Below are 26,323 nucleotides of genomic sequence, written 5' to 3' on the forward strand. Positions count from 1 at the left end.
GGGTTCGAGCACACCGACGGCGGCCGGACCGGGCGGGCCCACCGGTCCACCACCTGTCCCAGAGAACCGCCGAGAGCCAGGGAGCGAAGAGAACGATGCCCAAGCGGACGGACGCGCAGCCGCACGTCGCCGACAGCCACGACCTGATCCGCGTGCACGGCGCCCGCGAGAACAACCTCAAGGACGTCAGCGTCGACCTCCCCAAGCGCCGGCTGACGGTGTTCACCGGGGTGTCCGGCTCGGGCAAGAGCTCCCTGGTCTTCGACACCGTCGCCGCCGAGTCCCAGCGGCTGATCAACGAGACCTACAGCGCCTTCGTCCAGGGCTTCATGCCCACCCTGGCCCGCCCCGAGGTGGACGTCCTCGAGGGCCTCACCACCGCGATCATCGTCGACCAGCAGCGGATGGGCGCCGACCCGCGCTCCACCGTCGGCACCGCCACCGACGCCAACGCGATGCTGCGCATCCTGTTCAGCCGCCTCGGCACCCCGCACATCGGCTCCCCCAAGGCGTTCTCCTTCAACGTCCCGTCGATCAGCGGCGCCGGCGCCGTCACCGTCGAGCGCGGCGGCAAGACGGTCAAGGAGCGGCGCAGCTTCAGCATCACCGGCGGGATGTGCCCGCGCTGCGAGGGCCGCGGCAGCGTCTCCGACATCGACCTCACCCAGCTCTTCGACGACGGCAAGTCGATCTCCGAGGGCGCGATCACCATCCCCGGCTGGAAGACCGACAGCTGGTGGACGGTCGGCGTGTACGCCAACTCCGGCTTCCTCGACCCGGACAAGCCGATCCGCAGGTACACGAAGAAGGAGATGCAGGACTTCCTGTACCGGGAGCCGACCAAGGTCAAGGTCAACGGCGTCAACCTCACCTACGAGGGCCTGATCCCCAAGATCCAGAAGTCCATGCTGGCCAAGGACAAGGACGCGCTCCAGCCGCACATCCGGGCCTTCGTGGAGCGCGCCGTCACCTTCACCGCCTGCCCCGACTGCGGCGGCACCCGGCTCAGCGAGGCCGCCCGCTCGTCCAGGATCGCGGGCGTCAGCATCGCCGACGCCTGCGCGATGCAGATCAGCGACCTCGCCGCCTGGGTCGCCGGCCTCGACGAGCCCTCGGTGGCACCGCTGCTCGGCACGCTCCGCCAGGCCCTCGACTCCTTCGTGGAGATCGGCCTCGGCTACCTCTCGCTCGACCGCCCCTCCGGCACCCTCTCCGGCGGCGAGGCGCAGCGGGTCAAGATGATCCGCCACCTCGGCTCCTCGCTCACCGACACCACGTACGTCTTCGACGAGCCCACCACCGGCCTGCACCCGCACGACATCGAGCGGATGAACCGGCTGCTGCTGCGCCTGCGGGACAAGGGCAACACGGTGCTGGTGGTGGAGCACAAGCCGCAGACCATCGCGATCGCCGACCACGTGGTGGATCTCGGCCCCGGGGCCGGCGCGGCGGGCGGCACGGTCTGCTACCAGGGCGACGTCGAGGGGCTGCGCACCAGCGGCACGGTGACCGGCCGCCACCTGTCCGACCGGACGGCGCTGCGCGGGACGGTGCGCGAGCCCACCGGCCGGCTGGAGATCCGCGGCGCGAGCACCCACAACCTGCGGAACGTGGACGTGGACGTCCCGCTCGGGGTGCTCACCGTGGTGACGGGGGTGGCGGGCTCCGGGAAGAGCTCGCTGATCCACGGGTCGCTGTGCCGACCGTCGGGGGCCGGGAACGAGGGCGTGGTCTCCGTCGACCAGGGCGCGATCAAGGGCTCCCGGCGCAGCAACCCGGCCACCTACACCGGGCTGCTCGACCCGATCCGCAAGGCCTTCGCCAAGGCCAACGGCGTGAAGCCGGCCCTGTTCAGCGCGAACTCCGAGGGCGCCTGCCCGACCTGCAACGGCGCCGGGGTGGTCTTCACCGACCTGGCGATGATGGCCGGGGTGGCCACCACCTGCGAGGACTGCGAGGGCAAGCGGTACCAGCCGGCGGTGCTGGAGTACCACCTGGGCGGGCGGGACATCGCCGAGGTGCTGGCGATGTCGGTGACCGAGGCGGAGGAGTTCTTCGGCTCGGGCGAGGCGAAGCTCCCGGCCGCGCACCGCGTCCTGGAGCGGCTCGCGGACGTCGGGCTCGGCTACCTCAGCCTCGGCCAGCCGCTCACCACGCTCTCCGGCGGCGAGCGGCAGCGGCTCAAGCTGGCCACCCACATGGCGGACAAGGGCGGTGTCTACGTCCTGGACGAGCCGACCACGGGGCTGCACCTGGCCGACGTCGAGCAGCTGCTCGGGCTGCTGGACCGGCTGGTCGAGTCCGGGAAGTCGGTGATCGTGATCGAGCACCACCCGGCGGTGATGGCGCACGCCGACTGGATCATCGACCTGGGCCCCGGCGCCGGGCACGACGGCGGGCTGGTGGTCTTCGAGGGCACCCCGGCCGAGCTGGTCGCCGCGCGGTCCACGCTGACCGGCGAGGCGCTGGCCCGGTACGTGGGCTGAAGCCGCGCGTGGGCTGAGCCGTACGTGGGCTGAGCCGAGGGCTCTCCCGGCGGGCCGGTCAGTCCAGCGGGAGGGCCATCTCCAGGATGCGCACCGAGGCGTCCAGCACGTACGGCGTCGCCTCCCCGGTGTACGCGAACCCGCGCCGCAGGTAGAAGGCGGCGGCGCGGGGGTTCGCCTCGTGCACCCCGAGCAGCAGCCGCCCGGCGCCCCGGACCCGCGCCCAGGCGAGCACCGTGTCCAGCAGGGCGTCGGCGACGCCGCGCTCGCGGCCGCGGTGTGCCGGGTCCACCCAGACGCCGATGACGTCCAGCGCGGAGGCCTGGACCCGGTTCGGGGCGGACAGCATGGTGGCGACCCACTCCCCCGCGGTGTCCACCGCGACCAGGCCGAGCCGGTCGGGCTCGTTGACCCAGTCGCACCGGGCCCGCCACTCGCCCTCGCCGTGGCGGGTCGCGGTCTCGTGGGTCTCGCCGAACGCGAGCGGTGTGTCGAGGAGTTGGGCCAGCCGCACCTTCCGCAGCCGCTGCCAGTCGGCGCGCCCGATCCGCTCGATCCTGCACTCCATCGCTTCGGCTCCCCCGTCGCACGGCACTGCCTCCGCCGCCGGTGATCACCGGCGGCGGAGGCAGGATATCCGGGGCGCCGGTCACGGCTTGATGCGGACCACCTGCGGGTCGTGGTCGCTGGCCTGCTGGGCGAACTCGGCGTTGATGTGCACCACGTCGTACTTGGCGTAGCCGACCTCGGGACTGACCAGGATGTGGTCCAGCACCTGCGAGTTGCCCTGGTAGACGTACGAGTACTGCTCGGTCTCCGGCAGCTCGTTCACCAGGTCGCGCAGCACGCCGTCCTTGGTGAGCGCGGCCAGCGCGGGCGAGAACTGGTAGTCGTTGAAGTCGCCGAGGGAGACGACCCTGGCCTCCTTGTCGGCGGCCAGCAGCTTGGCGACGAAGGCCTGCTCGATGGTGGCCTGCTTGATCCGCTGCACCTCGGAGCCGCGGGTCGGCTGCTGGAAGCGACTGTCGATGCCCTGGTCGCCACCCTTGCTGTTGAAGTGGTTGGCGATCACGAAGACCTTCTTGCCGCGGAAGGAGAACTGGCCGACCAGCGGCTTGCGGCTGGTGGTCCAGGCCTCGTCGTTCGGCTCGATCCGGCCGGGCGAGGCGGTCAGCGCGGTGCTCGCGCCGGTGCCGGTCACGCCGACGGCGGTGGTGGCGTCGCCGCCGGGGATGTCGGTGAAGGACACCCGCTGCGGGTTGAACAGGAAGACCTGGCGGATGTTGCCGCCGGGCTCGCCGCCGTCCTTGCCGTCCTGCGGGTCGACCGAGCGCCAGTCGTAGGCCGGGCCGCCGGCCGCCCTGATGGCGGCGACGAACTTGGCGACGGTCCGGCTCGCGTCCACCGTGCCGTCGTTCGTGGCCCCGTTGTCGTCCTGGATCTCCTCCAGGGCGACGATGTCGGGCGAGCGCAGGTTGGTGACGACGCCCTGGGCCAGCTCGGCGAACTTGGCGTCCGGGTTGCCCGGGGCCAGGTTCTCCACGTTGTAGGTGGCGAGGGTGAGTTCGCGGTCGGCCGGCTGGGCGGTGACCTCGCGCTGGAGGTGGTTGTCCTTCAGGGCGCCCATGGTGCCGGCGACCAGGGTGTAGCCGCCGAAGTTGTTGTAGTCCAGCGGGCCCGCGGTGGTGCCGGTCAGCTCGTCGCCGACGTTGGCCACCGGGAACGGCTGCTGGCCGACCGGGGCCTGCTGCTGGATCATCAGGCGGCCGACGTTTGGCTCGCGGTAGGACTCGTACAGCACGCCGCCGCGCTTGCTGCGCTGGTCCTGCTTGTCGGCGGCGACCCACAGCTCGTTGTACTTGTCGGTCGCCTGGACCACCCGGACGTCCTTGACCTGGACGAGCATGCCCTCCAGGGACTCGTAGAAGTCCAGGGCGTACTTCTCCGGGTCGAGCGCCACGGCGTCGATGGAGCCGTCCGCGGCGGCCGGCGGGGCGTAGGTGCCGGGGATGTTGCGGGTGTCCACGGTGACCGGGGCGGGCAGCGGGTTGCCGGCCGACAGCACCGTGATGCCGGGGGCGGTGATCTCGGTGATGGACTGCGAGCCGCCGCCGAAGTTCGGATAGTACTCGGTGACCTTGCCGCTCACCAGCACCGAGTCGCCGGCCTTCACGGTCGGGTTGCCGCCGGTGAAGACGAAGACGCCCTCGCTGGTGGCCGGGTCGGCGTCCGGGTTCGGGTCCTGGATCCAGAAGCCCTTGGAGCTGCCGTAGGCGCGCACGCCGGTGACGATGCCGGGCACGCCGGTGACGGGCTTGCCGGCCTGCGGGGATATCCGGGTGCCGCCCTGGACGTCGTGGATGCGCAGCGGGCCGGCCTCGGTCGGGGCGGGGGTGGCCGCGGCGGCGTTCGCCACCGGCAGCGGGACGAGCACCAGCGAGGCGGCCAGCGAAGCCGGGATCAGGGCGGCGCGCAGCAGGGCTCTGCGGGGGCGGGGAGCGGAGGCGGTGGTCACCGGGGCAGGACTCCTAGCTCCGTCGTGCGGCACTGGTGGCGCGCGACGGTCCGGGCGGAGGCGCGAACGGGCGCGCGCTACTCGCGGAGAGGGAAAGCGGAGGACGGACACCCGCCCCCCGCGGCGCCCCTCAAGATACGCGCGTAGAAAATGCCCCGACAAGACCCTGCCGGTGAACTGTCGGTTCCTCGCAGGTGACGTGACCTCCGGTCAGGCCGGGCCGCTCACAGCCCGCTCCCAGCGGACTCCCAGGAAGCCTCGATCCGCTCGACGACCAGCTCGCACAGCTCGTGGGTGCGCAGCGCGTCGTGGGCGTCCAGGGTGTGCCCGGCGCGGACGGCGGCCAGGAAGGCGAGCACGCACTGCTCGATGCCGCGCTGACGGGCCACCGGCACCCAGTCCCCGCGGCGGCGGACGGTCGGCTGGCCGCGGTGGTCGATCACCTCGGCGAGGTTGTGCACCTCGCGCTTGGAGTCGCCGCCGGAGACCTCCAGCACCTCCTCGGTGGAGCCGGAGACCCGGTTCATGATGCCGAGCGCGGTGAACCCGTCCCCGCCGAGGGTCAGCACCACGTGCTCGACCAGTCCGTCGCGGCTGCGGGAGCGGACGTCCACGTGCTCGATCTCGCCGGGGGCCAGGAAGCGCAGCACGTCCACGACGTGGATGAAGTCGTCGTACACCAGGGTGCGGGCGGTCTCGGCCAGGCCCTCGCGGTTCTTCCGCAGCACGATCAGGTCGCGCGGGCGCTCCCTGGCCTGGGCGTAGCCGGGCGCGTGGCGGCGGTTGAAGCCGACCATCAGCGAGCGGCCGGTGCGGTCGGCCAGGTCGACCAGCCGGCGGGCGCCGTCCAGGGTGTAGTCGAGCGGCTTGTCCACGTAGACGTCCACGCCCGCGGTGAGCAGCTGCTCGACGATCGGGACGTGCTGGTCGGTGGCGGCGTGCACGAAGGCGGCCCTGATGCCGCTGCCGATCAGCGCGCCGAGGTCGGTGAAGCGGTGTCCGGGCGCGATCCGGTGGGTCTCGCCGAGGCGGTCCAGCTTGGCCGCGTCCCTGGTCATCAGCCGCAGGTCCAGCCCGGGCAGGGCGGCGAGCACCGGCAGGTAGGCCTTCTGGGCGATGTCGCCGAGGCCGATCACCCCGACCGGGAGCGGGGTCTCGGTCGTTGCGCTCGCGTTCATCGGGTGCCTCCTGCCGGTGGGATGGTCGTACGGGTACACCCTAGAGGGCGGGCCGATCGGCCCGGCGGTCGGCGGCGCGACGGTCGGCGGCCCGGAGGAAGGCCGCGCCCGCCGGGAGCAACGGGGGCAGCGGGGCGGCGGCCGGGTGCCAAGGCGCCTCGTACTCCCAGCAGACCCAGGCGTCCGGCGGCAGCAGGCGCAGGCAGTCGGCGATCGGCAGGACGCCGGCGCCGAGCGGGAGCGGGGTGCGGTCCTGGGGGTCGGCGATGTCCTTGACCTGCACGTGGCCGAGGTACGGGGCGAGCGCCGCGTGGCTCCCGGCGGGGGTCTCGCCGGCCAGGTGGGTGTGCATCAGGTCCCACAGGGCGCCGACGGCCGGGTGGGCGACCCGGGCCAGCAGCCCGGCCACCGCCCGGCCGCCCCGGTGGGAGTCGTGGGTCTCGACGAGCACCCGCACGCCCAGCCGCCCCGCCTCCTCGGCGACGTCCGCGAGCCGCCGGGCGGCCCGGTCGTCGGCCTCGGCGCGCGGGCCGTCGCCGCCGCGCGGGAAGACCCGGACGGCGCCCGCGCCGAGGTCGGCGGCGAGCCGCAGGTGGGTGCGGAGCGAGCCGGTCACCGGGGCGTCCGGGCCCGGGGCGGCGACGCCCACGTAGGAGGCGAGCGCGAGGGGGGTGAGGCCGTGGGCGCGCATGGTGCGGGCGGCCTCCCCGCGCTCCCCCCGGGTCATCGCCGGGTGGACGGACTCGCCCTCGGCGCACCGCAGTTCGAGCCCGTCCCAGCCGTGGCCGGCGGCGAGCCCGGCGGCCTCGGCCAGCGGGAGCCCGGGGACGCCGAGCGTGGAGTAGGCGAGCGGCATGGCGGCTCCGTGAGGTGTCGGGCGGCCCGGGGCGGGCCGGGCCAAGGATATATTCAAGCTGAGACAAAGTCCTGACCAGCCACCCGGGCCCGGTCAGGTCCGAGGAGCGCGCGATGCCCACGAGCCGCACCCCCGCCACCGCCACGACGCAGACCGTCGCCCAGGTGAACCAGACCGTCCTGCTGGAGGTGCTGCGGCGGCACGGCACGCTGTCCCGGCAGCGGCTGGCCGCCGAGAGCGGGCTGAGCACCGCGACCGTGCACCGGCTGGTGGAGGTACTGCGCGCCGAGGGGCTGGTGGAGGTGGAGACGGAACGGGCGCCGTCCGGTGGCGGCCGGCCGCCGCAGCTGATCCGGTACAACGCCCGCGCGCAGACCGTGCTGGCGGTCGCGGTGCGCCCGCGCCGGATCGTCGGGGTGGTGGCCGCCCTGGACGGCACGGTGCTGCACGAGGCCGAGCACCACTGGGAGTTCGCCGGCTCGGACCGGCCGCGGGAGATCGCGTCCGCCGACCTGACCGGCCCGCTGCTCGCGCTGGTGGACGGGCTGCGGGACTGGGCCGGGCGGCACGCGGGGGCTCCCCGCGCCCTCGTCACCGGCGTGCCCGGAGTGGTCAGGGACCGCACCGGGCTGGTGGAGTTCGCGCCCGCGCTGGACTGGCCGGGGCTGCGGCTGGGCGTGCTGCTCCAGGAGCGCTACGGCGTCCCGGTGGCGGTCGAGAGCAACGTCAACCTGGTCGCGCTGGCCGTGCGGCAGTCGCCGGCCGCGGCCGGTGTGAGCGACCTGGCGGCCGTCGTGGTGGGCATCGAGGTCGGCGCCGGGATCGTGCTGGACGGCCGGCTGCACCGCGGCCGGCTGGGGGCGGCCGGGGCGCTCGGCCATCTGATGTCCGGGCACGCGGCGCTGGACCGGCCGCTCGGGCGGACCGGCGACACCCAGGCGGGGATCGGCGACCACGCGGTGGACCGGCGGATCACCGAGGCCGGCCTGACGGTGTCCGGCACCCCGGCGGAGCGGGTGGCCGGGCTGTTCCGGCTGGGCCGGGAGGGCGATCCGGCGGCGGTCCGGCTGATCGGCGAACTCACCGACGACCTGGCGCTGCTGGTCGCCAACCTGAGCGTGGTGCTCGCGCCGGAGCTGATCGCCCTCGGCGGGCGGCTGTTCTGGGAGAGCGGGGGCGAGCTGCCCGCCGCGATCGAGAGCCGGCTGCAGGGACGGGTGCCGGTGCTGCCGCGCCTGGTGGTCGTGCACAGCACCACCACCGAGCTGGTCGGCGCGGCCGCCGCCGCGGTCCGGCTCGCGGACGGGGCGACCTTCATCACCCGGTGAGCGGGCCGACCCACCCTCGTCACTATTTCTCACTGTGATAGAAACTCCTCGTGCGCCAGAGTTCCGGCGCGTGCGCCAGCGACCCGAGGAGAACCGGATGCCCACCGCCGCCTTCGCGATGGACCCGGAGCGCTTCCCCGACGTGTACGGCCCGGAGGCCCGCGCCCGGGTCGCCGCCCACGCCGGGCTGACGGCCGACCCGGCCTCGCCCCACGGGGTGTGGAGCGCCGAACGGCTGGCCGCCGCACCGGAGGCACTGCGCGACGTCGAGGTGCTGTTCACCGGCTGGGGCGGCCCGGTCCTGGACGCCGCCGCCCTGGCCGGGCTCCCCCGCCTGCGACTGGTGCTCTACGCCGCGGGATCGGTGCGCCGGATCGCCGGCGAGGCGTTCTGGGCCACGGGCATCCCGATCGTCACCGCCGCGCACGCCAACGCCGTCCCGGTCGCGGAGTTCACCGTCGCCCAGATCGTCTACGCGCTCAAGGGCGGCTGGCGCCACGTCCTCGCCGCCAGGGCCGCCCGCGCCGCCGTCCCGGCCGCCCGCACCCCGGGCGGGTACGGCTCCACCGTCGGCGTCCTGTCGCTCGGCGCGGCCGGCCGGCTGGTCTGCGAGATGCTGCGCGGCTACGACGTGCGGGTCCTCGCGCACGACCCGTACGCCCCGGTGCCGCCCGGGGTGCGGGCCGTCGGCCCGGACGAACTCTTCGCCACCGCCGACGTGGTGAGCGTGCACACCCCGCTGCTGCCCGAGACCCGCGGACTCGTCGGGCGGCGGCTGCTGGAGTCGATGAAGCCCGGCGCCACACTGGTCAACACCTCGCGCGGAGCCGTCCTGGACGAGCCCGCACTGCTCGCGGTCCTCGCCGAGCGCCCCGACCTCTTCGCCGTGCTCGACGTCACCGACCCCGAGCCGCCGCTGCCGGACTCGCCGCTGTTCACCCTGCCCAACGTGGTCGTCACCCCCCACCTGGCCGGCAGCCGGGGGCTGGAGCGCCGCCGCCTCGGCGACCTGGTGGTCGACGAGTTCGAGCGCTGGCTGCGCGGAGCCCCGCTGCGCCGGGCACTCGACCCGCACACCTACGAACGGATGGCCTGACCCGTGCCGAAGCCCCGCAACCCCGACGTGGTGGTCGTCCTGACGGACCAGCAGACCGCCGACGCGATGAGCGCCGCGGGCAACCCGTACCTGCGCACCCCCGCGATGGACTCGCTGGCCGCCGCCGGCACCCGCTACCCCCACGCCTACTGCGCCCAGCCGCTCTGCACCCCGTCCAGGGCCAGCCTGATGACCGGCCGCCTGCCCAGCACGGTCGGCGTCACCGGCAACACCGGCGGCCCCGAGGACCCGCTGCTCGGACGGCTGTTCACCGAGGCCGGGTACGACTGCGGCTACGGCGGCAAGTGGCACCTGCCGGAGCTCGACCTGCCCGAGGGCCGGGGCTTCCGCCGGATCCACCCGGCGGGCGGGGACGACGCCGGACTGGCCCGCGCCGCCGCCGAGTTCGTCCGCGCCCCGCGCGAGCGGCCGTTCCTGCTGGTCGCCTCCTTCCTGGAGCCGCACGGCATCTGCGAGTGGGCCCGCGGCCAGGACCCGCGCACCGGCCCGCTCCCGCCCGCGCCGCCCGTCGCCGAACTCCCGCCGCTGCCCGCCAACTTCCCGGTCGGGCCGTACGATCCGGCACTGCCCAGGCTCGCCCGGCAGGCCCAGCCGCACACCCATCCGACGGCCGAGTGGCGGGAGGACGACTGGCGCCGCTACCGGCACGCCTACTACGCGCTCGTGGAGCGGGTGGACCGGCACGTCGGACAGCTGCTGGCGGCGCTGGAAGGGCGGGGCAGGGAGACGGTGGTGGTGTTCGGCTCCGACCACGGCGACGGCGCGGGCGCCCACCGCTGGAACCAGAAGTGGGCGCTGTACGAGGAGTGCGTACGGGTGCCGCTGGTGGTCACCGGTCCCGGGGTGGCCGCCGGCGCGGTCGACGAACGGCTGGTCGCGGTCGGCCTCGACCTGATCCCGACGCTCTGCGACCTGGCCGGCATCGCCGCGCCCGAGGGCCTGCCGGGCCGCAGCGTCCGCGCGGCGCGCCCGCACACCAGCGTGGTGGTCGAGACCCGCTGGGAGATCCCCGGCTTCAACAACGCCCTGGGACGGATGGTCCGCGCCGGACGGCACAAGTACGTCTGCTACGCCTGGGGCGACCACCGGGAGCAGCTGTTCGACCTCGCCGCCGACCCCGGCGAGCTGGTCAACCTCGCGGTGGACGCCCGGCACGCGGCGCTGCTCGACCGGTTCAGGGACCTGCTGGCCCGGCACTGCGCCGGCGTCGCCGACCCGTTCGCGCGCTTCGTCCCGCGGGCCGGGCGCTGACGAGGGGGCCGGCCCCCTCGTCGGCTCCGGGGAGCTACGGCCGGACGGCGATCAGCTCCCGCCCGCGCAGCGTGTAGAGCACCCCGTGCTCGTCCGCGGCCAGCCGGGCGCCGCTGTACCACTCGGCGTCCAGATCGACCAGCACGGTGGCGGCCAGGGTGTCGCGGTCCAGCCGGAACAGGGAGCGCTCGCTGACCCCGTACAGGACCCCGCCGAGGGCCAGCAGGCGCGGGTTGGCGCCGACCGCCGGGCCCAGGTCGGCGCGCCGCCCGACCGTCGGAACGAACCCGGGCCGCCGCGAGCCGCGCAGGTCGACGGTGAACGCCCGGCCGTTCACGGTCAGGCCGTACAGGGTGTGCCCGTGCACCGCCAGGCTGCTGACGCCCGCGCCGAGGTCGGTCGCGGTGCGCCACAGCTCGCGCCCGGCCACCGGGTCCCAGGCGGCCAGGTCGCCGCGCGGGCCGGTCGGCCTGGCGTTGTCGCCGCCGAGGAACGCCTGCCCCTGCCCGGCGGCCACGGCGCGGACCAGCTGCCCGGGGCCGAGCGGGTCGGTGTGCACGGCCGGCCGGCCGCTGCCGGGGCGGTAGGTGACGAAGGAGCCGCCGCCGGTGGTGTCGGCCTGGACGCCGAGCAGCAGCAGGCCGCTGTCCGGGTCCCTGCGGATCACCTGCGGGCGGTTCTGCTCCTGGGGCAGCGCGGCCTCCTGCACGGGCGCCCGGTCCGCCCCCGGCCGGTAGCGCCAGATGCCCTGCGAGGAGTAGACGGCCAGGTAGAGGGTGCCGTCGTCGAGGACCACGGTGTCCTTGGCCTCGCCCGGCACCGGGAGCTTGCGGACGGTTCGCGCCGTCAGGTCGTGCAGGGCGACCGAGCCGTTGCCGCCGACGTACACCCGCCCGGCGCGGGCCGCCACCGACATCCCGAGCTGGGCGGCGGCGGGCGCGCCCGCCTCGACCAGGTCCCGGGTGGCGACGGCGCCGGTGCCGAGGTCCAGGGTCCACACGGTGCCGCCCTCGGTGACCCCGGCCAGGGTGTCGCCGAGCCGGCCGAGGCCCCAGGAGTTGCCGTCGGGTACGGGCACCGCGAGCCGGTCCAGGGCGCCGGTGGCGAGGTCGTGGCGCCACAGCACGCCGTGCTCGGTGGAGGTGAACCAGAGGGTGTCGCCGCGCCGCTGGAAGTTGGTGACGCTCTTGGTGCCGGGGACGGCGAAGGCGCGCAGCACCCGGTGGCCCGCCGGGTCGAGGAGCGCCACGTGGGCGGGCGCGCCCTCGGTGGACACCGCCAGCAGGTCGTCGCCGAGGACGGTGATCCGGCGGATGATCGTGTCGCCGCGCAGGTCGGGCGGGGTGATGTCGGTGACGGCGCCGGTGGCCCGCTCGACGGCGTACAGGGTCGCCCCGGCCGCTCCGCCGCCGCCCGCCAGGTTGCTGCCGACGCCGAGGTAGGCGTGGGTCGCGGTGGCGGCGACGGCGCGGCCCTGGGTGGCGTTCGGCGCCGGGGAGGCGACCTCGGTGACGGCGCCGGTGTCCGGAGCCCAGGCGTACAGGCCGGGGCCGGCGGCCCTGTCCTTCTGGCGTCCGGTCGCGTAGACCGTGCCGTCGGGCGCGACCGCCACGTCGCGGACGTCGGCGCCGGGGACGTTGCCGAGCGCGGTCAGCGTGCCGTCGTAGCGGTAGAGGTTGGCCGCGCCGGGGGCGTCGGTGACGCCGAGGTGGAGCACGCCGGCGTGGGCGGCCGAGCCCTGGACGAAGTTGCCGGTCGGCAGCTCGACGGTGGTGGTGACCCGGCCGGTCGGCAGGTGGTAGCCGATCACCCTGGCGGGCGCGAGGTTGCGCGAGCCGATCCACAGGGTGTCGCCGATCAGGGTCGCGCTCATCAGCGGGAAGTCGGTGTTCCCCGGGCCGAGTCCGGTGACCCGGGGGCCGGGCGGCGGGCCGGCGGCGGTGACCGCGGTGGTGGCCGCGGCGGTCGGGCCGAGCGCCGAGAGCGCGGCCACCGCGCCGGTGCCGAGCAGGAGTCGGCGGCGCGAGGGGTTGACGGCAGGCATGGGGCTCCAGAGTCCGGTCATGGGCGGGGCGTGGGGCGGGGCGTGGGGCGTGTCGTGGGGAGGGGTGGGGCAAGGGGCAGCGGGCCGGGGGCGCCGGCGGCCGCCAGCAGCTCCCGGGTGTACGGGTGGGCGGGGGCGGCGAACAGCTCGGCGGCGGGCGCCCGTTCGACCACCCGGCCCCGGCGCAGCACCAGTACCTCGTCGCACAGGTGGCGGACCAGCGCCAGGTCGTGCGAGATGAACACCAGCCCGATGCCGGTCCGTTCGCGCAGTTCGGCGAAGAGGTTGAGGATCTGCGCCTGGACCGAGACGTCCAGTGCGGAGGTCGGCTCGTCGGCGACCAGCACCCGCGGGCCGACGGCCAGGGCCCGTGCGATCGCGACCCGTTGGCGCTGGCCGCCGGAGAGCCGGTGCGGTCTGGCGTCGAGCACCGCCTCCGGCAGGCCGACCAGCTCGCACAGCCCGCGCGGGTCCCGGTCCCGCAGCCCGTGGGTCACCAGCGGTTCGGCCAGCGCCTCGCGCACCGTCATCCGGGGGCTGAGCGAGGCGTACGGGTCCTGGAAGACGAGCTGCACCCGGCGCCGCAGCTCGCGCTCCTCGGCGCGGCCGGCCCCGGCCCAGGAGCGGCCGTCCACCCGTACCGTCCCGGCCTGCGGGCGCACCAGCCCGAGCAGTGCCCGGGCCAGGGTGGACTTCCCCGACCCGGACTCGCCGATCACCCCGACCGCCCGGCCGGGCGCGGCGCTCAGGCTCACGCCGTCCAGTGCCGGGGGGCGGCGGCGGCCGTAGCGGACGGTGAGGTCCTCGGCGACCAGGACGGGCTCGGCGGCCGGCCCCTCCGGTCGCTTCTCGCTCTTCTGACGTTCCGTCACCACTACTTGGTTCACCGGGAGATGGCAGGCGAAGCCGGCCGCGCCGGTGCCGGTCCACTCCGGCGCCGAGGTGGCGCAGCGGGCCTCGGCGGCGGCGCAGCGCGGGGCGAAGGCGCAGCCTCCCGGCGCCTCCCCGGCCGCCGGCGGGCGCCCGCCGATGACGGTGAGCGGCACGCCGGTCGGGCCGTCCATCCGGGGCACGCCGGCCAGCAGCCCGGCGGTGTACCGGTGCCGGGGTCCGGCCAACAGGCCCGTAGTGGGGCCGCGTTCGACGATCCGGCCCGCGTACATCACCTGGACGGTGTCGCAGCTGCGGGCCACCACGCCGAGGTCGTGGGTGATCAGCAGGACGGCCGTGCCGGTCTCGTCGCGCAGCCGGACCAGCAGGTCGAGGATCTCCACCCGGGTGCTCGGGTCGAGCGCCGTGGTCGGCTCGTCGGCGATCAGCAGCTGCGGGCGGTTGGCCATCGCCATGGCGATCAGCACCCGCTGGCGCATGCCTCCGGAGAACTCGTGCGGCCGGTCCCGGTAGCGGCGGGCGGACTCGGCGATGCCGACCAGGTCGAGGAGTCCGAGCGCCCGGGCGCGGGCCTCGCGGCGGCTCGCGCCGTGCACCAGGGCGGCCTCGGCGAGCTGGCGGCCGACCGGCATCCGGGGGTTGAGGTGGGCCAGCGGGTCCTGGAAGACCATGCCGATGCGCCGCCCGCGCACCGCGCGCACGGCGGGCTCGGGCAGGGCGAGCAGGTCGGTGCCGTCGAACCGGACGGTGCCGCCGGTGGTGCGGCAGCCCGGTGGCAGCATCCGGTTGACGGCCAGCGCGGTGAGGGTCTTGCCCGAGCCGGACTCGCCGACCAGGCCGAGGATCTCGCCGGGCCGCACGGTGAAGTCCACGCCGCGCACCGCTTCGCCGCCGCCCGCCGTGACGCGCAGGCCGCGCACCTCCAGCAGCGGCGTGCCGGTCGCCGGTGCGGCACCGGTCGGGGCCTTGACGGCATCGGTCGTGGTCACCGCAGTCTCTCCCGGTTGAACGAGTCGGCGAGCAGGGTCAGGCCGAACACCAGCAGGCCGAGCAGGACGACCGGCGTCAGGGCGTAACCCGGGTGCAGGAACAGGTACTTGGAGCCGGTGTTGATCATCGTGCCGAGCGAGGGGGCGGGCGGCTGGATGCCGAGCCCGAGCACGCTCAGGCCGCCCTCGGTCTTGACCGCGTGCGCCATCGCCACGGCCAGCAGCGCGGTCGTGGCGTCGACGACGTTCGGCAGCACGTGGCGGCGCAGGATCCGGCCGCGCGGCACGCCGAGCACCCGGGCCGCCACCACGTGGTCGCGGGCGAGCTGGCCGAGCAGCGCCGCCCGCGCCTGGCGCCCGAAGGAGGGCAGCGCGCTCAGCACGATGGTGGCCACCACGGTGCCCGTCCCGGGGCGCACCAGCAGGGCGAGCGCGAGTCCGAGCAGCACCCCGTGCAGGCCGAGCAGCAGGTCGAACAGCCGCTGGACGGCCTCGCCGAGCAGCCGGTTCAGGCCGCCGAGCAGGCCCAGCGCGGTGCCGAGCACGGCCGCCGCGGGTACCGCCAGCAGGCAGACCAGCAGCTCGGTGCGGATGCCGGCCAGCGCCCGGGCGAGCAGGTCCCGCCCGACCTCGTCGGTGCCCAGCAGGTGGGCGGCCGACGGTCCGGCCAGGGCGTCCTGGCTCTGCCGGTACGGGTCCGCGGCCAGCAGCGGGCCGAGCAGTCCCAGCAGCACCACCAGCAGGACGAGGAGCGCGCCGGTGCGCCCGCGCCGGGTGCGCAGCGCGGCCGGGAGCGCGGGCGGGCGCAGCCGTCGGCCGCGGGCGGGGGCGGTGGTGGCGGTCACCGGTCCTCCCCGGTGCCGGCGCGGGCGATCCGCGGGTCGAGCCGGCCGACGAGCAGCTCCGAGCCGAGCTGCACGAGGACGGCGACCGCGACGGCGAGCATGATCAGGGTCTGGGCGACGGGGTAGTCCCGCTGGTTGATGGCGTCCAGCAGCAGCTGGCCGAGGCCGTGCCGGGCGAAGAGCTGTTCGGCGACCACCGCGCCGCCCAGCAGCTCACCCAGGTGCAGGCCGAACTCGACGCAGAACGGGGCCAGGCTGTTGGGCAGCACGTGGCGTGCCAGGACCCGCCGGGGCGAGGCCCCCTTGGCGACGGCGGTCAGCACGAACTCCTCCTGACGGGTGCGGCGCAGCTCGGTGGCGAGCAGCCGGGCCAGCACCGCCGAGCCCGGCAGCGCGAGCGCGACGGCGGGCAGCGCGAGGTACTGGACGGCGAGGTCAGGCGCGGCGAACAGGTCCCGCTCGCCCCCGGCGGGCAGCAGCCGCAGCAGCACCGCGAAGACGAGGACGAACAGCACGGCGGTGACGTACACCGGCAGCGCGAGCAGGGCGGTGGCCAGCGGGTCGAGCACCCTGGCCAGGCGCCCGCGGCGCTCGGAGGCCAGGGCGACGCCCAGCAGCAGGCCGAGGACCAGCATCAGCAGCCCGGCGGCGAGGGCGAGCTGGACGGTGCTGCCGACGCTCTGGCCGATCAGGCGGGTGACCGGTTCCCGGTAGTGGAAGGAGCTGCCGGGGTCGCCGGTGAGCAGCCCGTGCAGCCAGCCCAGGTACTGGACGGGCATCGGCCGGTCCACGCCGAGGCTGTCGGCGAGCCGGTCGCGCTGCTCCTGGTCGGCCTCGGCGCCGAGCGCGGCGGACACCGGGTCGCCGGGGGCGAGGCGGAGCAGCAGGAACACGGCGACGGAGGCGAGCCAGAGCGTGGCCAGCGCTCCGGCCGCCTTTCTGGTCCAGTAGGGCACGGGGGGCTCCGGGTGGTGGGGACGGCGGGTTCGCCGGCCCCGGACGGTGGGGGGCGTCCGGGGACGGCGCTCGTGAGGGCGCGTCAGGCGGTGCGCCGGGTGTCGTCGAGCCGCAGGTAGCCGAGCGCGCTGGTGGCCACGCCGCGGACGGAGGAGGCGAGGGCGTAGGTCTCCCAGGCGTGCGCGAGGGTGATGTGGAAGGACTCGGCGAGCAGGTACTCGGACAGTTCGTGGTTGACGTCGGCCCTGGACTGCTCGTCGGCGGCGGCGAAGGCGCGGGACTGGAGGTCGGCGTAGGCGGGGTCGGTGACGTGCGAGGTGTTCCGGCCGACCTGGAGGGGCCCCGAGACGGTGATCCCGCTCAGCGGGGAGACGCTGACCATGCCGTGGTTGGCGATGAACAGCCCCTCCAGCGTGCCCTGCTGGATCTTCGGCTGGAGCGCGGCGTTGTCCATCAGCTGGACGTCGACGCCGAACCCGGCCTGTTCCAGGTCGTACTTGACCAGTTCCACGAGGGAGGCGAAGACCGGCGAGCTCGCGGCGGTGAGCGGCACCCGGGTGCCCTCCGCGCCGGCCTCCCTGAGTAGTCCGCGGGCCTTCTCCGGGTCGTGCGGGTAGCGGGTGACCTGGTCGGGGGTGACGCCGGGGGTGTGGGAGGGCCAGGGCAGGCTGCTCGCCTCGGCGTGGCCGCCGTACACCTGGGCGACGATGCGGTCGCGGTCCACCGCGTACTGGAGGGCCTGGCGCACCCGGCGGTCGTCGAAGGGCCTGCTGGTGACGTTCACCCCGAGGAACGCCTGCTGGTACGAGGACCTGGCGGACTGCACGGTGAAGGCCGGGTTCCCGGCCAGCACCTTGAGGTCGCGCCCGGGCACCGCGCCGATCAGGTGGGACTGCCCCGACTGGAGGGCGGACAGCGCGGCCTGGCTGCTGGTCACCGAGCGGACGGTGATCCGCTCGAGGTGCGGCCGGCCGCTCTGCCAGTAGTGGTCGTTGCGGGCCAGGTCGAGCTGGTTGCCGCCCTTGAACGCCTGCCAGGTGAACGGCCCGGTGCCGTTGACCTTCTCAGCGGCCTTGCCGTCCACGTAACTGCGGGAGTCCACCACGGGGTTGAAGGCGAGCGCGTCGAACAGGTTGCTGGTGGGCTTGGCGAGGGTGAGGGTGACCTCGTGCGGGGCGCTCGCCCTGATGTCGGCGAGCCGTTCCAGCAGCGGCTTGACCTGGGAGGTCTTGGCCGCGCCGGTGAGCGAGAAGACGACGTCGTCCGGGCTGAGCGGGCGGCCGTCGTGGAAGGTGACGTCCTCGCGGAGCTTGAGCACCAGCTTGGTCCGGTCGGCGTTCCACTCCCAGGCGGTGGCGAGCCAGGGCACCGGCTGGAGGGTCTGCGGGTCGAGGTCGACCAGCCGGTCCAGCACCAGGTTGACGAAGACCGGGGTGTCCGGGCCGCGGTGGAGCAGCTGGGTGGGGTCGGGGGCGGCGCCGTAGACGATCTGGAGGTCCGGCGCGGTGGTGGTGGCGGAGGCCGCGGCCCCGCCGGCGGCGTCCTCGGTGGCCGAGCGGCAGCCCGCCGCCAGCAGGACCGCTCCGGCGCTCAGGCCGAGGAAGCCTCTTCGGGGCAGGCCGGTGGGACGGGCTGCGTCGCTCATGGTGGTGCTACCTCTTCGGTTCTCGGGTTCCGGGGTGGGTGGTCGCGGGTCAGTACCTGGTCACGACGACGCTGTCGCTCCAGGCCACCACGTCGGGGCCGCCGGTCGGGTAGGGGATGTTCTTGGCCGGGTTCCAGTTGGCCCGGTAGATGCCGGTCTTGAAGTACGGCGACTGGTTCTGGTGGTAGTTGTTGAGGCCGGTGTGGGCGCCGACCTGGACGCCGTCCCGGAACACGGTGACGGCGCCGGGGGTGGTGTCGGTGGACCAGGTGATGTCGAAGGCCCACTGGTTCCAGTGCCCGAACTGCACGGCGCCGAGCGGGATCACCGCCTCCTGGACGGTGCTGGGGTCGGACAGCCAGTGCACCTTGAGCCGCCAGCTGCCGTCCTTGACGGTCAGGGCGATCGGCGGCTTGGTGTCGCTGCCGTCGGCGAGCGGGTAGCCGTGCCACTGGGCGAGGATCGTCTCGGTGGAGGTCGGCACCCAGTCGGCGGGCAGGTAGTCGGCGAGGGCGAAGCGGTAGCTGCCCCAGCCGAGGGAGTTGACGGCGACCTCGGAGCGGTAGGAGGCGCCGTCGTTCGGCACGCTGAAGCGGGCGGCCTGGCCGGTGCCGCCGGCGGGGGCGGGGGCCACGGTGATGCTGCCGTTGCCGTCGATGCGCTGGCGGGTCCAGGCGGAGACGGTGCCGGACTCGAAGCCGTCGGCGAAGACGTCGACGGACGCGGTGACGGGGGCGCCGGGGGCGGCCTGGGCGGAGGTGGCGTGCGCGGGGGCGGCGGCGGTCACGGCCAGGGCGGCGGTGAGCGCGGCGGCGGCGAGGCGGCCGGAGAGGCGGGACATCGTGGTTCTCCTTCTCGGGTTCGGGGCTGATCGACCGGGGGTGACGGCCGGTTGACCGGTTGCGCGGTCAGCCGGCCCGGCGACAGGAGCCGGCCGGTCCCACCCAGGTCGGGCTGGACCAGGCCCACTGGTCGTTCAGCTGTCGTACCCGGACGTGGTAGAAGTCCCCGTCGCCGCCCGGGCGTTCGTCGGTCAGCTCGAAGTCGGCGGCCGTCTCGTGCTCGGGCACGGCCCGGTCGAAGCGGTAGGCGCCGGAGACGAACCCGCCGGTGAAGCCGGTCCGCGCGCCCTCCAGGAGTTCGCCGACGGCGTGGACCGTCTCGACGCCGTTCACGACGGCGACCAGCCGGGTGCGGGCGTCGCCCTCGATCCGCAGCGAGAAGCCCTGGGTGCTGTCGGTGGCGGTGTTGGGGTTGCCGTCGGTGACCGTCCACAGCCGGACCTCGCCCGGCCCGCCGCGCTCCCACCGGGACGGCCGGTAGGTGTCCGGCTCGGCCTCGGCCGGCGCGACCGTCTCCGGGCCGCGCAGGCGGGGCTGGACGTCCAGCAGCCGCCCGCCCTCGACCCGCAGGGTGACGTCCCACCGCACCGGTTCGCCGCGCCGGCCCCAGCCGACGGCGAAGCCCAGGGTGCCGGTGAAGGCGTCCGACGCCCGTGCGCCGGCCAGCAGTTCGGGGCGGCTGACCCGGTGCAGCGGCACGCCGTTGCGCAGCACCTCCACGTGGTCGAGGGCGTCCCTGCCCCGCACCGTCACCCGGATCCGGCGCCGGTCGGCGGAGCCGGTCACGGCGCCCATCGGCGCGCCGTTGACGGAGGTGGCGAGCAGGATGCGGTCGCCGGTGATCGCGTAGGTGCGGCGCTGCTGGACGGCCGTCCAGATCCCGTCGCGGGTCAGCTCGGGGGCCCAGACGGCGACCCGGCCGTGCCCGTGGCTGCCGGGGAAGGCGCTGTGGTGGTCGGTGGAGCCGATCAGCCCGAAGCGGTGGCCCAGGCGCAGGCCGTGGACGGCCGTCCCGGCGGCGGCGCGCGGGCCCATGGTGTGCAGGTAGCCGCGCGGCGCCTCGTCGGACTCGGCGCAGCCGTGCATCGACACCATCTCCACCACCGGGGCGAACTCCTCGGTGTAGGAGGCCCAGTCGATGCCGCGGCGGGCCGGCCCGTAGCCGATGTGGTGCGGCAGCGCCCAGGTGCGGACGCCCTCGGCGGCGAGCCCGCGCAGCCGGGCGCGCAGTGCGTCCAGGTCGGCCGCCCTGATGATCTCGCCGCGCGGGCCGTCGAAGTACACGCAGTGGTCGCCGTACGCGAGGCTGTGCCACTCGAAGGACTGGAAGGTGACGAAGCGGCCGTCCTCGTGGGCGGCGGCGGTGACGTCCTGGACGTGGTCCCAGAGCCGGGCCAGCCGGGCGAAGCCCTCGGTGTGGTAGTCGACCAGGCTCGCCAGCTCGGGGGTGCGCTCGGGCAGGTCGTGCCACCAGCCGTGGCCGGTGACGCTGGCGAAGTCGAGCTGGAGCCGGGCGTTGGCGTAGGCGTCCTCGATGCTCCCGTGGCCGTAGCTGATGCCGCAGTGGTTGTGGAGGTCGCCGACGTACAGGCCCAGGCCTGCGTAGCCGGGCGCGTCGGTGGTGGGGGCGGTCATCGGGGCGGGGGCTTCCTCGGGTCGTGGTCGCGGAGGTCGGGGCTCCGGGCGACTCTGGGCGGTCCGGTCGACCCAGGGCATTTGATCGACTATGAGAAGAAGCTAGCCGCGATCTCCGGGGGCGGGTCAAGGGTCGACCATGCGGTGTCGTGCGATCGCCATCGGGCGAAACATGACCTTCACAGAAGACCAGCAGGTGGAGAGGGGGGATTCCTGGTCAGCGAGGCGGCCAGGGCGCCGCGGGGTCGGCTCAGACTTTTGATCGATCTGATAGAAACTCCCGGAGATACCTCCCGAGGTACCTCCCGACATCCCCACCCGACATCCCCTCCCGAAGAACGGCCGAACGATGCCGCACCCCGCCCTGCCCGCCGCACCCGACCTCGGCGCCTCCCTCCTCGTCCGCGCCCCCGAACGCCCCGAACCCGGCTACTGGGCCGGCTGCCCGAGCGTCCGCTACGAACCGGACCACGACCGCTTCCTGCTCACCTACCGCGAGCGCCGCCCGCGCGGCGCCGCCGGCGGGCCCGACCGGGGCTGGCGCTGCGCCGTCGCCGAGAGCCCCGACGGCATCGCCTTCCGCGACCTGTGGTCCGTCCGCAGCGACGAACTGGGCTCCCCCTCGATGGAACGCCTCGCCCTGCTGCGCCGCCCGGACGGCTACCTGCTCCACCTCAGCTACGTCGACCCGGCCGACAACCGCTGGCGCGTCGACGCCCTCACCGCCGACGCCCCCGAGTCCTTCGACCTCGCCACCCGCACCCCCGTGCTCACCGCCGCGACCACCGGCACCGAGGGCGTCAAGGACCCGTACCTGCTCGAAACCGGCGCCGGCGTCCACCTGTTCTCCACCGTCTCCCGCGCCCGCCCGTTCACCTCCGAGGAGCAGGCCCGCGCCCACGCCACCGCCGACATCCACACCACCGGCCTCACCGTCCAGCCCACCGCGCTCGCCGTCTCCCCCGAAGGGCTGCGCTTCACCGCCCCGCAGGGCCGCGCCGCCGAGGTCCTGGACGTCGGCCCGGCCGGGGCCTGGGACGGCTACGAGTCCCGGATCACCACCGTCCTCCCCGACGGCCAGGGCGGCTGGCTGGCGCTCTACGACGGCTCGGCGGAGGCCGCCGGCAACTACGAGGAGCGCTGCGGCCTGGCCGCCTCCGCCGACCTGCGCGCCTGGCACCGCCTCACCCCGGACGGCCCCTGGCTGGACGTCCGGTACGCCGACCTGGTCTCCGCCCGCGGCCGCTGGTACCTGTACTACGAGCAGAGCCGCCCGGACGGCGCCCACGAACTGCGGGTAGCCGTGCTGGACGAGTTCGCCGGAGTCCGCCCCGACGGCGGCCCGGCGGCGGCCCGTAGCCGCTGACAGCCCGCCGGAGCCATACGGAACCGGGTCAGGCGCTCGCGGCGGCCGCCTCGGCGAGCGAGTCGAGGACCGGCCGGATCAGCGGGTGCCCGTCGGCACCGGCCCGGACGGCCGCGAACACCCGGCGGGTGGCGAGCTCGCTGTCCACCGGGCGCACCGCGACCTGCCCGAGGTCGACGCCGCGCAGCGCCGAACGAGGCACCAGGGCCACGCCGAGGCCCGCCGAGGCGAGCGCGACCACGGCCCTGAAGTCGTCCGAGGAGTGCAGCAGCCGGGGCTGGAACCCGGCGTGCTCGCAGGCCAGCAGGACCACGTCGTGGCACGGGTTGCCCGGGTACGGCCCGATCCACGGCTCGTCGGCCAGCGCGGCGACGGCCAGCGGGCCGGACTCGGCGGCCAGCCGGTGACCGAGCGGCAGCACGGCCTCGAAGGGCTCGGCGTACAGTGCCACCCTGGTCAGCCGGGCGTCGTCGGCCCGTGGGGCGCCCCGGTACTCGACGGCGACCGCGAGGTCCGCCCGGCCCTCCAGGACCATCGGCAGGCTGGCGTCGCCCTCGGCGTCCAGCACCTTGAGCCGCACGCCGGGGGCGCGCCCGGCGAGCAGACCGACCGCCGGGGCGAGCACGGAGGCGATCGCGGTCGCGAAGGAGGCGACGGTGACCTCCCCGGAGACGCCCGCGCTGTACGCGGCGAGGTCGGCCTCGGCGCGCTCCAGCTGGGCGAGCACCACGTCGGCGTGGCCGAGCAGGATCTCCCCGGCGGCGGTCAGCCGCACGCCCCGGCCCTCCCGGGCGAGCAGGTGGTGGCCGGTCTCCTGCTCCAGGGCGGCCAGCTGCTGGGAGACCGCGGAGGGGGTCAGGTAGAGGGCGGCCGCCGCGGCGGTCACGGTGCGGTGGTCCGCCACGGCCCGCAGGGTCCGCAGCCGTCGTGCGTCGATCACGGTCCAATTCTGCCAGCGCGGCGCGGCGGACCGGCCCGGGCCCGGCGGGCTTGAGCAGGCGGGCGGGCCCGGCGGGCTTGAGCAGGCGGGCGGGGGCAGGCGCACCGGCGGTTCCGGCCGGAGCTACGACCGGTGGCGTATTTCCGGCCGAGATCGTTCCCGGTCGTTGACCACCCGCCGGGGCCGGCGCTTGGCTCTTCCCACCGGGCCGGCTGGGGCCGTGGGCCCGGGACCGTCACCAGGGGAGGACGATCCATGACCACCGCACGCACCCGCCGCCGGCTCGCCCGCACCGCCGCCGTCCTGCTCGCCACCGCCGTGGCCGGCGCCGCGATGCCCGCCGCCCAGGCCAAGCCGCCCAAGGGCGACACCGCCCGGGTCAGCGAGGGCGCCAAGGGCGAGGCGCTGGACGGCGCCTCCCTCGCGCTGGGGCTGAGCGGCGACGGCCGCTACGCCCTGTTCTCCTCGGCCGCGACCAACCTGCTGCCGGGCGGGGCCGGGGCCGTGGGCGACGTCTACGTCCGGGACCTGCGCAACGGCCACACCGAGCGGATCAGCGTCGCCCCCGACGGCTCCGCGCTGGACGCCGGCAGCAACGACGCGGCGATCAGCGGCAACGGCCGGTACGTGGTGTTCTCCAGCTACGCCGGCAACGTGGTGGCCGGGCAGCCGAAGCACCCCTCCGACGTCTTCGTCCGGGACCGCTGGACCGGCCGCACCGAACTGGTCACCACGGGCGACGGCAGCTCGGGCGCGGGCGACGACCAGAGCGGCCGCAACGCCTTCAACGCCGCCGTCAGCTGGGACGGCCGCTACGTGGCCTACTCCTCCGACCGCACCGACCTCGCCCCTGGCGTGCACCGCGGCAAGTTCAACGTCTTCGTCACCGACCGCTGGGCCCACACCACCCGGGTGGTCAGCACCGGCGCGGACGGCACCCCGGCCGACAACAACTCCTACCGTCCGACGATCAGCGCGGACGGCAGCGTCATCGGCTTCACCTCGCGGGCCGGCAACCTGCTCCCGGCCGACCGGACCCCGCCCGCCTCCCCGGCCGCGGCCGGCACCGACGGCTCCGCGGCCACCGGCCCCGGCAACACCGCCGACGGCTCAGCCGACACCGCCGAGGCCGCGCAGGCCGCCCGGACCACCGCCGACCACGCCGGGCCGGCCGCCATCCGCGCCTACCCGTACTACGTCTGGAACGCCCGGACCGGAAGGATCACCGGCGCCAGCTACGACGAGGCCGGCGAGCTCACCGGCAGCGGCAACGACGCCCGAGTCAGCCCCTCCGGCCGCTACGCGCTCTACACCGTCTTCGCGGAGGGCGGCCGGCCCGGCTCGCACGGCCTCCACCAGGACGTCTACGTCCGTGAGCTGGCCACCGGCACGTCCACCAAGGTCGGCAAGCCGCTGTCCGGCGCCGCCGGCCTGGACTCCTCCTACGACCCGGCGATGTCGCTCACCGACCGCTGGGTGTACTTCACCTCCGACGTCACCGACCTGGTGCCGGGCGACACCAACGGGCAGGCCGACATCTTCCGCACCGAGCTGTCGACCGGGCGCACCGAGCGGGTCACCCTCACCCAGGACGGCTCGCAGAGCACCACGTCCGCGTTCTTCCCGCAGGTCGACGCCTTCGACACCACGCTGCTGTTCAGCGCAGAGGACGGCAACCTGGTGCCGGACGTCGCGAACACCACCACGGACGTCTTCCGGCGCCGCCTGTGACGCCTTGGCCCCCCGACGCCCTGCCTCCCCGACTCCCTTGCGGCATACGCCCGTTGGCGTATTTCCCGAACCGGATCACCCCCGGCCGTTGACCCTCCGGCCCTCCCGGCGGTTGGCTCTGCGGAAGCCCGCCGCCGGGAGGGAGTCCGGCCGGGCGATCCCAGGGGAGGACGACCCATGACCACCGCACGCACCCGCAGACGGCTCGCCCGTACCGCCGCCGTCCTGCTGGCCACCGCCGTGGCCGTGGCCGCGATGCCCGCCGCCCAGGCCAAACCGCCCAAGGGCGACCCCGCCCGGGTCAGCGAGACCACCAAGGGCGAGCAGCTCGACGGCTACTCGTCGGGGCTCGGGCTGAGCGAGGACGGCCGCTCCGCCCTGTTCCGCTCGGCCGCCACCAACCTGCTGCCCGAGCCGGGTACGCCGAACTCCGACGAGGTCTACGTCCGGAACCTGCGCAACGGGCACGTCGAGCGGATCAGCGTCGCCCCCGACGGCTCTCGGCTGAACGCCCCCACCGCCGACGCCTCGATCAGCGGCGACGGCCGCTACGTGGCCTTCAGCACCAGCGCCACCAACGTGCTGCCCGGGCAGGCGGCGCACCAGAGCGACGTCTTCGTCCGGGACCGCTGGACCGGCCGCACCGAGCTGGTCACCGCCGGCGGCGTGCCCGGCGCCGGCGACCAGAGCCTGTTCAACGCCACGAGCCCCAGCATCAGCCGGGACGGCCGGTACGTCGCCTACGTCTCCAACCGCTCCGACCTCGTCCCCGACCCGAACGTGCGGCGCGGCAAGAACAACATCTACGTCACCGACCGCTGGACCCGCACCAGCCGGCTGGTCACCGTCGGCGCGGACGGGGATCCCGCGAGCGACAACTCCTCCGAGCCGTCGATCAGCGCGGACGGCGCCACCATCGCCTTCACCTCCAGAGCCGGGAACCTGCTCCCGGACGACCCCGCCACCAGCGGCCCGGGATCCGCCGATCCGGGCTCCACCGACCCCGGGTCCGGCCCCGGCACCGAGCCGGGCACCGGGTCGCCCGAGCTCGCGAGCGGGCCCCGCTACTACTCCTCCTACGTCTGGAAGGCCGACACCGGCAGGATCGCCGTCGCCAGCCTGGACGGCACCGGGCAGCGGGCGGGCAGCCGCTACGGCCGGATCAGCCCGGACGGCCGCTACGCCGTCTACAGCCTCGCCGTGCGGAACAGCGGGCTGCCGGGCCACGGCAGCGTCCGGCTGGACGTGTACATCCACGAGTTGGCCACCGGCAAGGTCACCAAGATCAACACCGGCCTGCCGGACACCTTCGCGAACGGCTCCGCGTCCGGCGCCGTCATGTCGGCCGACGGCCGCTGGGTCTACTTCGACTCCTACGCCGACAACCTCGTCCCCGGCGACACCAACCAGGCCACCGACCTGTTCCGGCACGACCTGTGGACCGGCCGGGTCGAGCGGATCAGCCTCACCCGGGACGGCGGGCAGAGCGACACCCCTTCCTACGACCCGTTCGTGGACGCCACCGGCAGCACCGTGATCTTCGACGCCCTCGACGGCAACCTGGTGCCGGAGGACACCAACACGCTGCTGGACGTCTACCTGCGCCACCTGTGACACCGGCCTGACTCCCCTGCGGGGAAAGGCCGTTGACGCCTCCCCCCGCAGTCACGCACTCGTCGGACGGTTCTCGGCCGGAGGTACGAACAG

Annotated in this window: 19 protein-coding genes; 7 read left to right on the top strand and 12 right to left on the bottom strand. The window is 74.9% G+C overall.

The window, feature by feature from the left end:
- Nucleotides 1–95 precede the first annotated feature (95 nt).
- Complete coding sequence (locus ACZ7C5_RS28415; protein WP_470323711.1) at nucleotides 96–2,486, top strand: ATP-binding cassette domain-containing protein; 2,391 nt, start codon at nucleotides 96–98, stop codon at nucleotides 2,484–2,486.
- Between the two features lie 58 nt (nucleotides 2,487–2,544).
- Here ACZ7C5_RS28415 and ACZ7C5_RS28420 read toward each other — a convergent pair whose 3' ends face one another.
- The 4 genes from ACZ7C5_RS28420 to ACZ7C5_RS28435 all read right to left on the bottom strand — a co-directional run bounded on the left by ACZ7C5_RS28420 (nucleotide 2,545) and on the right by ACZ7C5_RS28435 (nucleotide 7,035).
- Nucleotides 2,545–3,054, bottom strand: coding sequence for a GNAT family N-acetyltransferase (locus ACZ7C5_RS28420; RefSeq protein WP_470323712.1), 510 nt, complete (start codon nucleotides 3,052–3,054; stop codon nucleotides 2,545–2,547).
- 81 nt (nucleotides 3,055–3,135) lie between these two features.
- Complete coding sequence (locus tag ACZ7C5_RS28425) at nucleotides 3,136–5,001, bottom strand: endonuclease/exonuclease/phosphatase family protein (protein ID WP_470323713.1); 1,866 nt, start codon at nucleotides 4,999–5,001, stop codon at nucleotides 3,136–3,138.
- Nucleotides 5,002–5,225: 224 nt separating this feature from the next.
- On the bottom strand, nucleotides 5,226–6,179 hold the full coding sequence (locus ACZ7C5_RS28430; protein WP_470323714.1) for a Gfo/Idh/MocA family protein: 954 nt from the start codon (nucleotides 6,177–6,179) through the stop codon (nucleotides 5,226–5,228).
- A 40-nt stretch (nucleotides 6,180–6,219) separates the two neighbouring features.
- The gene (locus tag ACZ7C5_RS28435) at nucleotides 6,220–7,035 is read right to left on the bottom strand and encodes a sugar phosphate isomerase/epimerase family protein (protein WP_470323715.1); all 816 of its coding nucleotides are present in this window, start codon (nucleotides 7,033–7,035) and stop codon (nucleotides 6,220–6,222) included.
- Between the two features lie 113 nt (nucleotides 7,036–7,148).
- On the opposite strand from ACZ7C5_RS28435, the gene ACZ7C5_RS28440 reads away from it, so the two are divergent.
- The 3 genes from ACZ7C5_RS28440 to ACZ7C5_RS28450 all read left to right on the top strand — a co-directional run bounded on the left by ACZ7C5_RS28440 (nucleotide 7,149) and on the right by ACZ7C5_RS28450 (nucleotide 10,731).
- Complete coding sequence (locus ACZ7C5_RS28440; protein ID WP_401090166.1) at nucleotides 7,149–8,363, top strand: ROK family transcriptional regulator; 1,215 nt, start codon at nucleotides 7,149–7,151, stop codon at nucleotides 8,361–8,363.
- A gap of 70 nt (nucleotides 8,364–8,433) precedes the next feature.
- Entirely contained in the window at nucleotides 8,434–9,459 is a 1,026-nt protein-coding gene (locus ACZ7C5_RS28445; RefSeq protein ID WP_401090164.1) for a hydroxyacid dehydrogenase, read from the top strand.
- Nucleotides 9,460–9,462: 3 nt separating this feature from the next.
- Nucleotides 9,463–10,731 carry a sulfatase family protein gene (locus tag ACZ7C5_RS28450; protein ID WP_470323716.1) on the top strand — a complete coding sequence of 423 codons (1,269 nt, stop codon included), beginning with the start codon at nucleotides 9,463–9,465 and terminating at the stop codon, nucleotides 10,729–10,731.
- 34 nt (nucleotides 10,732–10,765) lie between these two features.
- On the opposite strand, the gene ACZ7C5_RS28455 is transcribed toward ACZ7C5_RS28450, so the two are convergent.
- The 7 genes from ACZ7C5_RS28455 to ACZ7C5_RS28485 form a co-directional block, all read right to left on the bottom strand.
- Nucleotides 10,766–12,775 carry an NHL repeat-containing protein gene (locus ACZ7C5_RS28455; RefSeq protein ID WP_470323717.1) on the bottom strand — a complete coding sequence of 670 codons (2,010 nt, stop codon included), beginning with the start codon at nucleotides 12,773–12,775 and terminating at the stop codon, nucleotides 10,766–10,768.
- 17 nt (nucleotides 12,776–12,792) lie between these two features.
- Nucleotides 12,793–14,655, bottom strand: a complete 1,863-nt coding sequence (locus ACZ7C5_RS28460; RefSeq protein WP_470323718.1) for a dipeptide ABC transporter ATP-binding protein — start codon at nucleotides 14,653–14,655, stop codon at nucleotides 12,793–12,795.
- Nucleotides 14,652–15,500: an ABC transporter permease gene (locus ACZ7C5_RS28465; RefSeq protein WP_470323719.1), complete on the bottom strand. Its 849-nt coding sequence runs from the start codon at nucleotides 15,498–15,500 to the stop codon at nucleotides 14,652–14,654. Before ACZ7C5_RS28465 ends, ACZ7C5_RS28460 begins: the two co-directional genes overlap by 4 nt.
- The gene (locus tag ACZ7C5_RS28470) at nucleotides 15,497–16,456 is read right to left on the bottom strand and encodes an ABC transporter permease (protein ID WP_188297993.1); all 960 of its coding nucleotides are present in this window, start codon (nucleotides 16,454–16,456) and stop codon (nucleotides 15,497–15,499) included. Before ACZ7C5_RS28470 ends, ACZ7C5_RS28465 begins: the two co-directional genes overlap by 4 nt.
- Before the next feature lie 83 nt (nucleotides 16,457–16,539).
- The gene (locus tag ACZ7C5_RS28475; RefSeq protein ID WP_470323720.1) at nucleotides 16,540–18,102 is read right to left on the bottom strand and encodes an ABC transporter substrate-binding protein; all 1,563 of its coding nucleotides are present in this window, start codon (nucleotides 18,100–18,102) and stop codon (nucleotides 16,540–16,542) included.
- A gap of 49 nt (nucleotides 18,103–18,151) precedes the next feature.
- Nucleotides 18,152–18,943, bottom strand: a complete 792-nt coding sequence (locus ACZ7C5_RS28480; protein ID WP_401090151.1) for a polysaccharide lyase family 20 protein — start codon at nucleotides 18,941–18,943, stop codon at nucleotides 18,152–18,154.
- A 67-nt stretch (nucleotides 18,944–19,010) separates the two neighbouring features.
- Complete coding sequence (locus ACZ7C5_RS28485; RefSeq protein ID WP_401090149.1) at nucleotides 19,011–20,579, bottom strand: DUF3604 domain-containing protein; 1,569 nt, start codon at nucleotides 20,577–20,579, stop codon at nucleotides 19,011–19,013.
- A 349-nt stretch (nucleotides 20,580–20,928) separates the two neighbouring features.
- On the opposite strand from ACZ7C5_RS28485, the gene ACZ7C5_RS28490 reads away from it, so the two are divergent.
- Complete coding sequence (locus ACZ7C5_RS28490; RefSeq protein WP_401090147.1) at nucleotides 20,929–21,945, top strand: glycoside hydrolase family protein; 1,017 nt, start codon at nucleotides 20,929–20,931, stop codon at nucleotides 21,943–21,945.
- Between the two features lie 28 nt (nucleotides 21,946–21,973).
- Here ACZ7C5_RS28490 and ACZ7C5_RS28495 read toward each other — a convergent pair whose 3' ends face one another.
- On the bottom strand, nucleotides 21,974–22,885 hold the full coding sequence (locus ACZ7C5_RS28495; RefSeq protein WP_188297988.1) for a LysR family transcriptional regulator: 912 nt from the start codon (nucleotides 22,883–22,885) through the stop codon (nucleotides 21,974–21,976).
- A 255-nt stretch (nucleotides 22,886–23,140) separates the two neighbouring features.
- Here ACZ7C5_RS28495 and ACZ7C5_RS28500 point away from each other — a divergent pair, with 255 nt between their 5' ends.
- Complete coding sequence (locus ACZ7C5_RS28500) at nucleotides 23,141–24,616, top strand: TolB family protein (RefSeq protein WP_470323721.1); 1,476 nt, start codon at nucleotides 23,141–23,143, stop codon at nucleotides 24,614–24,616.
- Nucleotides 24,617–24,793: 177 nt separating this feature from the next.
- Nucleotides 24,794–26,230, top strand: coding sequence for a TolB family protein (locus tag ACZ7C5_RS28505; RefSeq protein ID WP_470323722.1), 1,437 nt, complete (start codon nucleotides 24,794–24,796; stop codon nucleotides 26,228–26,230).
- The last annotated feature ends 93 nt before the right edge of the window (nucleotides 26,231–26,323 follow it).

Source organism: Kitasatospora sp. NPDC036993 (assembly GCF_055607525.1).

Excerpts from the sequence above, each read along its gene's own strand:
- ACZ7C5_RS28415 (WP_470323711.1), top strand. The coding sequence starts at position 96 with ATGCCCAAGCGGACGGACGCGCAGCCGCACGTCGCCGACAGCCACGAC.
- ACZ7C5_RS28420 (WP_470323712.1), bottom strand. The coding sequence starts at position 3,054 with ATGGAGTGCAGGATCGAGCGGATCGGGCGCGCCGACTGGCAGCGGCTG.
- ACZ7C5_RS28430 (WP_470323714.1), bottom strand. The coding sequence starts at position 6,179 with ATGAACGCGAGCGCAACGACCGAGACCCCGCTCCCGGTCGGGGTGATC.
- ACZ7C5_RS28435 (WP_470323715.1), bottom strand. The coding sequence starts at position 7,035 with ATGCCGCTCGCCTACTCCACGCTCGGCGTCCCCGGGCTCCCGCTGGCC.
- ACZ7C5_RS28440 (WP_401090166.1), top strand. The coding sequence starts at position 7,149 with ATGCCCACGAGCCGCACCCCCGCCACCGCCACGACGCAGACCGTCGCC.
- ACZ7C5_RS28455 (WP_470323717.1), bottom strand. The coding sequence starts at position 12,775 with ATGCCTGCCGTCAACCCCTCGCGCCGCCGACTCCTGCTCGGCACCGGC.
- ACZ7C5_RS28475 (WP_470323720.1), bottom strand. The coding sequence starts at position 18,102 with ATGAGCGACGCAGCCCGTCCCACCGGCCTGCCCCGAAGAGGCTTCCTC.
- ACZ7C5_RS28480 (WP_401090151.1), bottom strand. The coding sequence starts at position 18,943 with ATGTCCCGCCTCTCCGGCCGCCTCGCCGCCGCCGCGCTCACCGCCGCC.
- ACZ7C5_RS28485 (WP_401090149.1), bottom strand. The coding sequence starts at position 20,579 with ATGACCGCCCCCACCACCGACGCGCCCGGCTACGCAGGCCTGGGCCTG.
- ACZ7C5_RS28490 (WP_401090147.1), top strand. The coding sequence starts at position 20,929 with ATGCCGCACCCCGCCCTGCCCGCCGCACCCGACCTCGGCGCCTCCCTC.
- ACZ7C5_RS28500 (WP_470323721.1), top strand. The coding sequence starts at position 23,141 with ATGACCACCGCACGCACCCGCCGCCGGCTCGCCCGCACCGCCGCCGTC.
- ACZ7C5_RS28505 (WP_470323722.1), top strand. The coding sequence starts at position 24,794 with ATGACCACCGCACGCACCCGCAGACGGCTCGCCCGTACCGCCGCCGTC.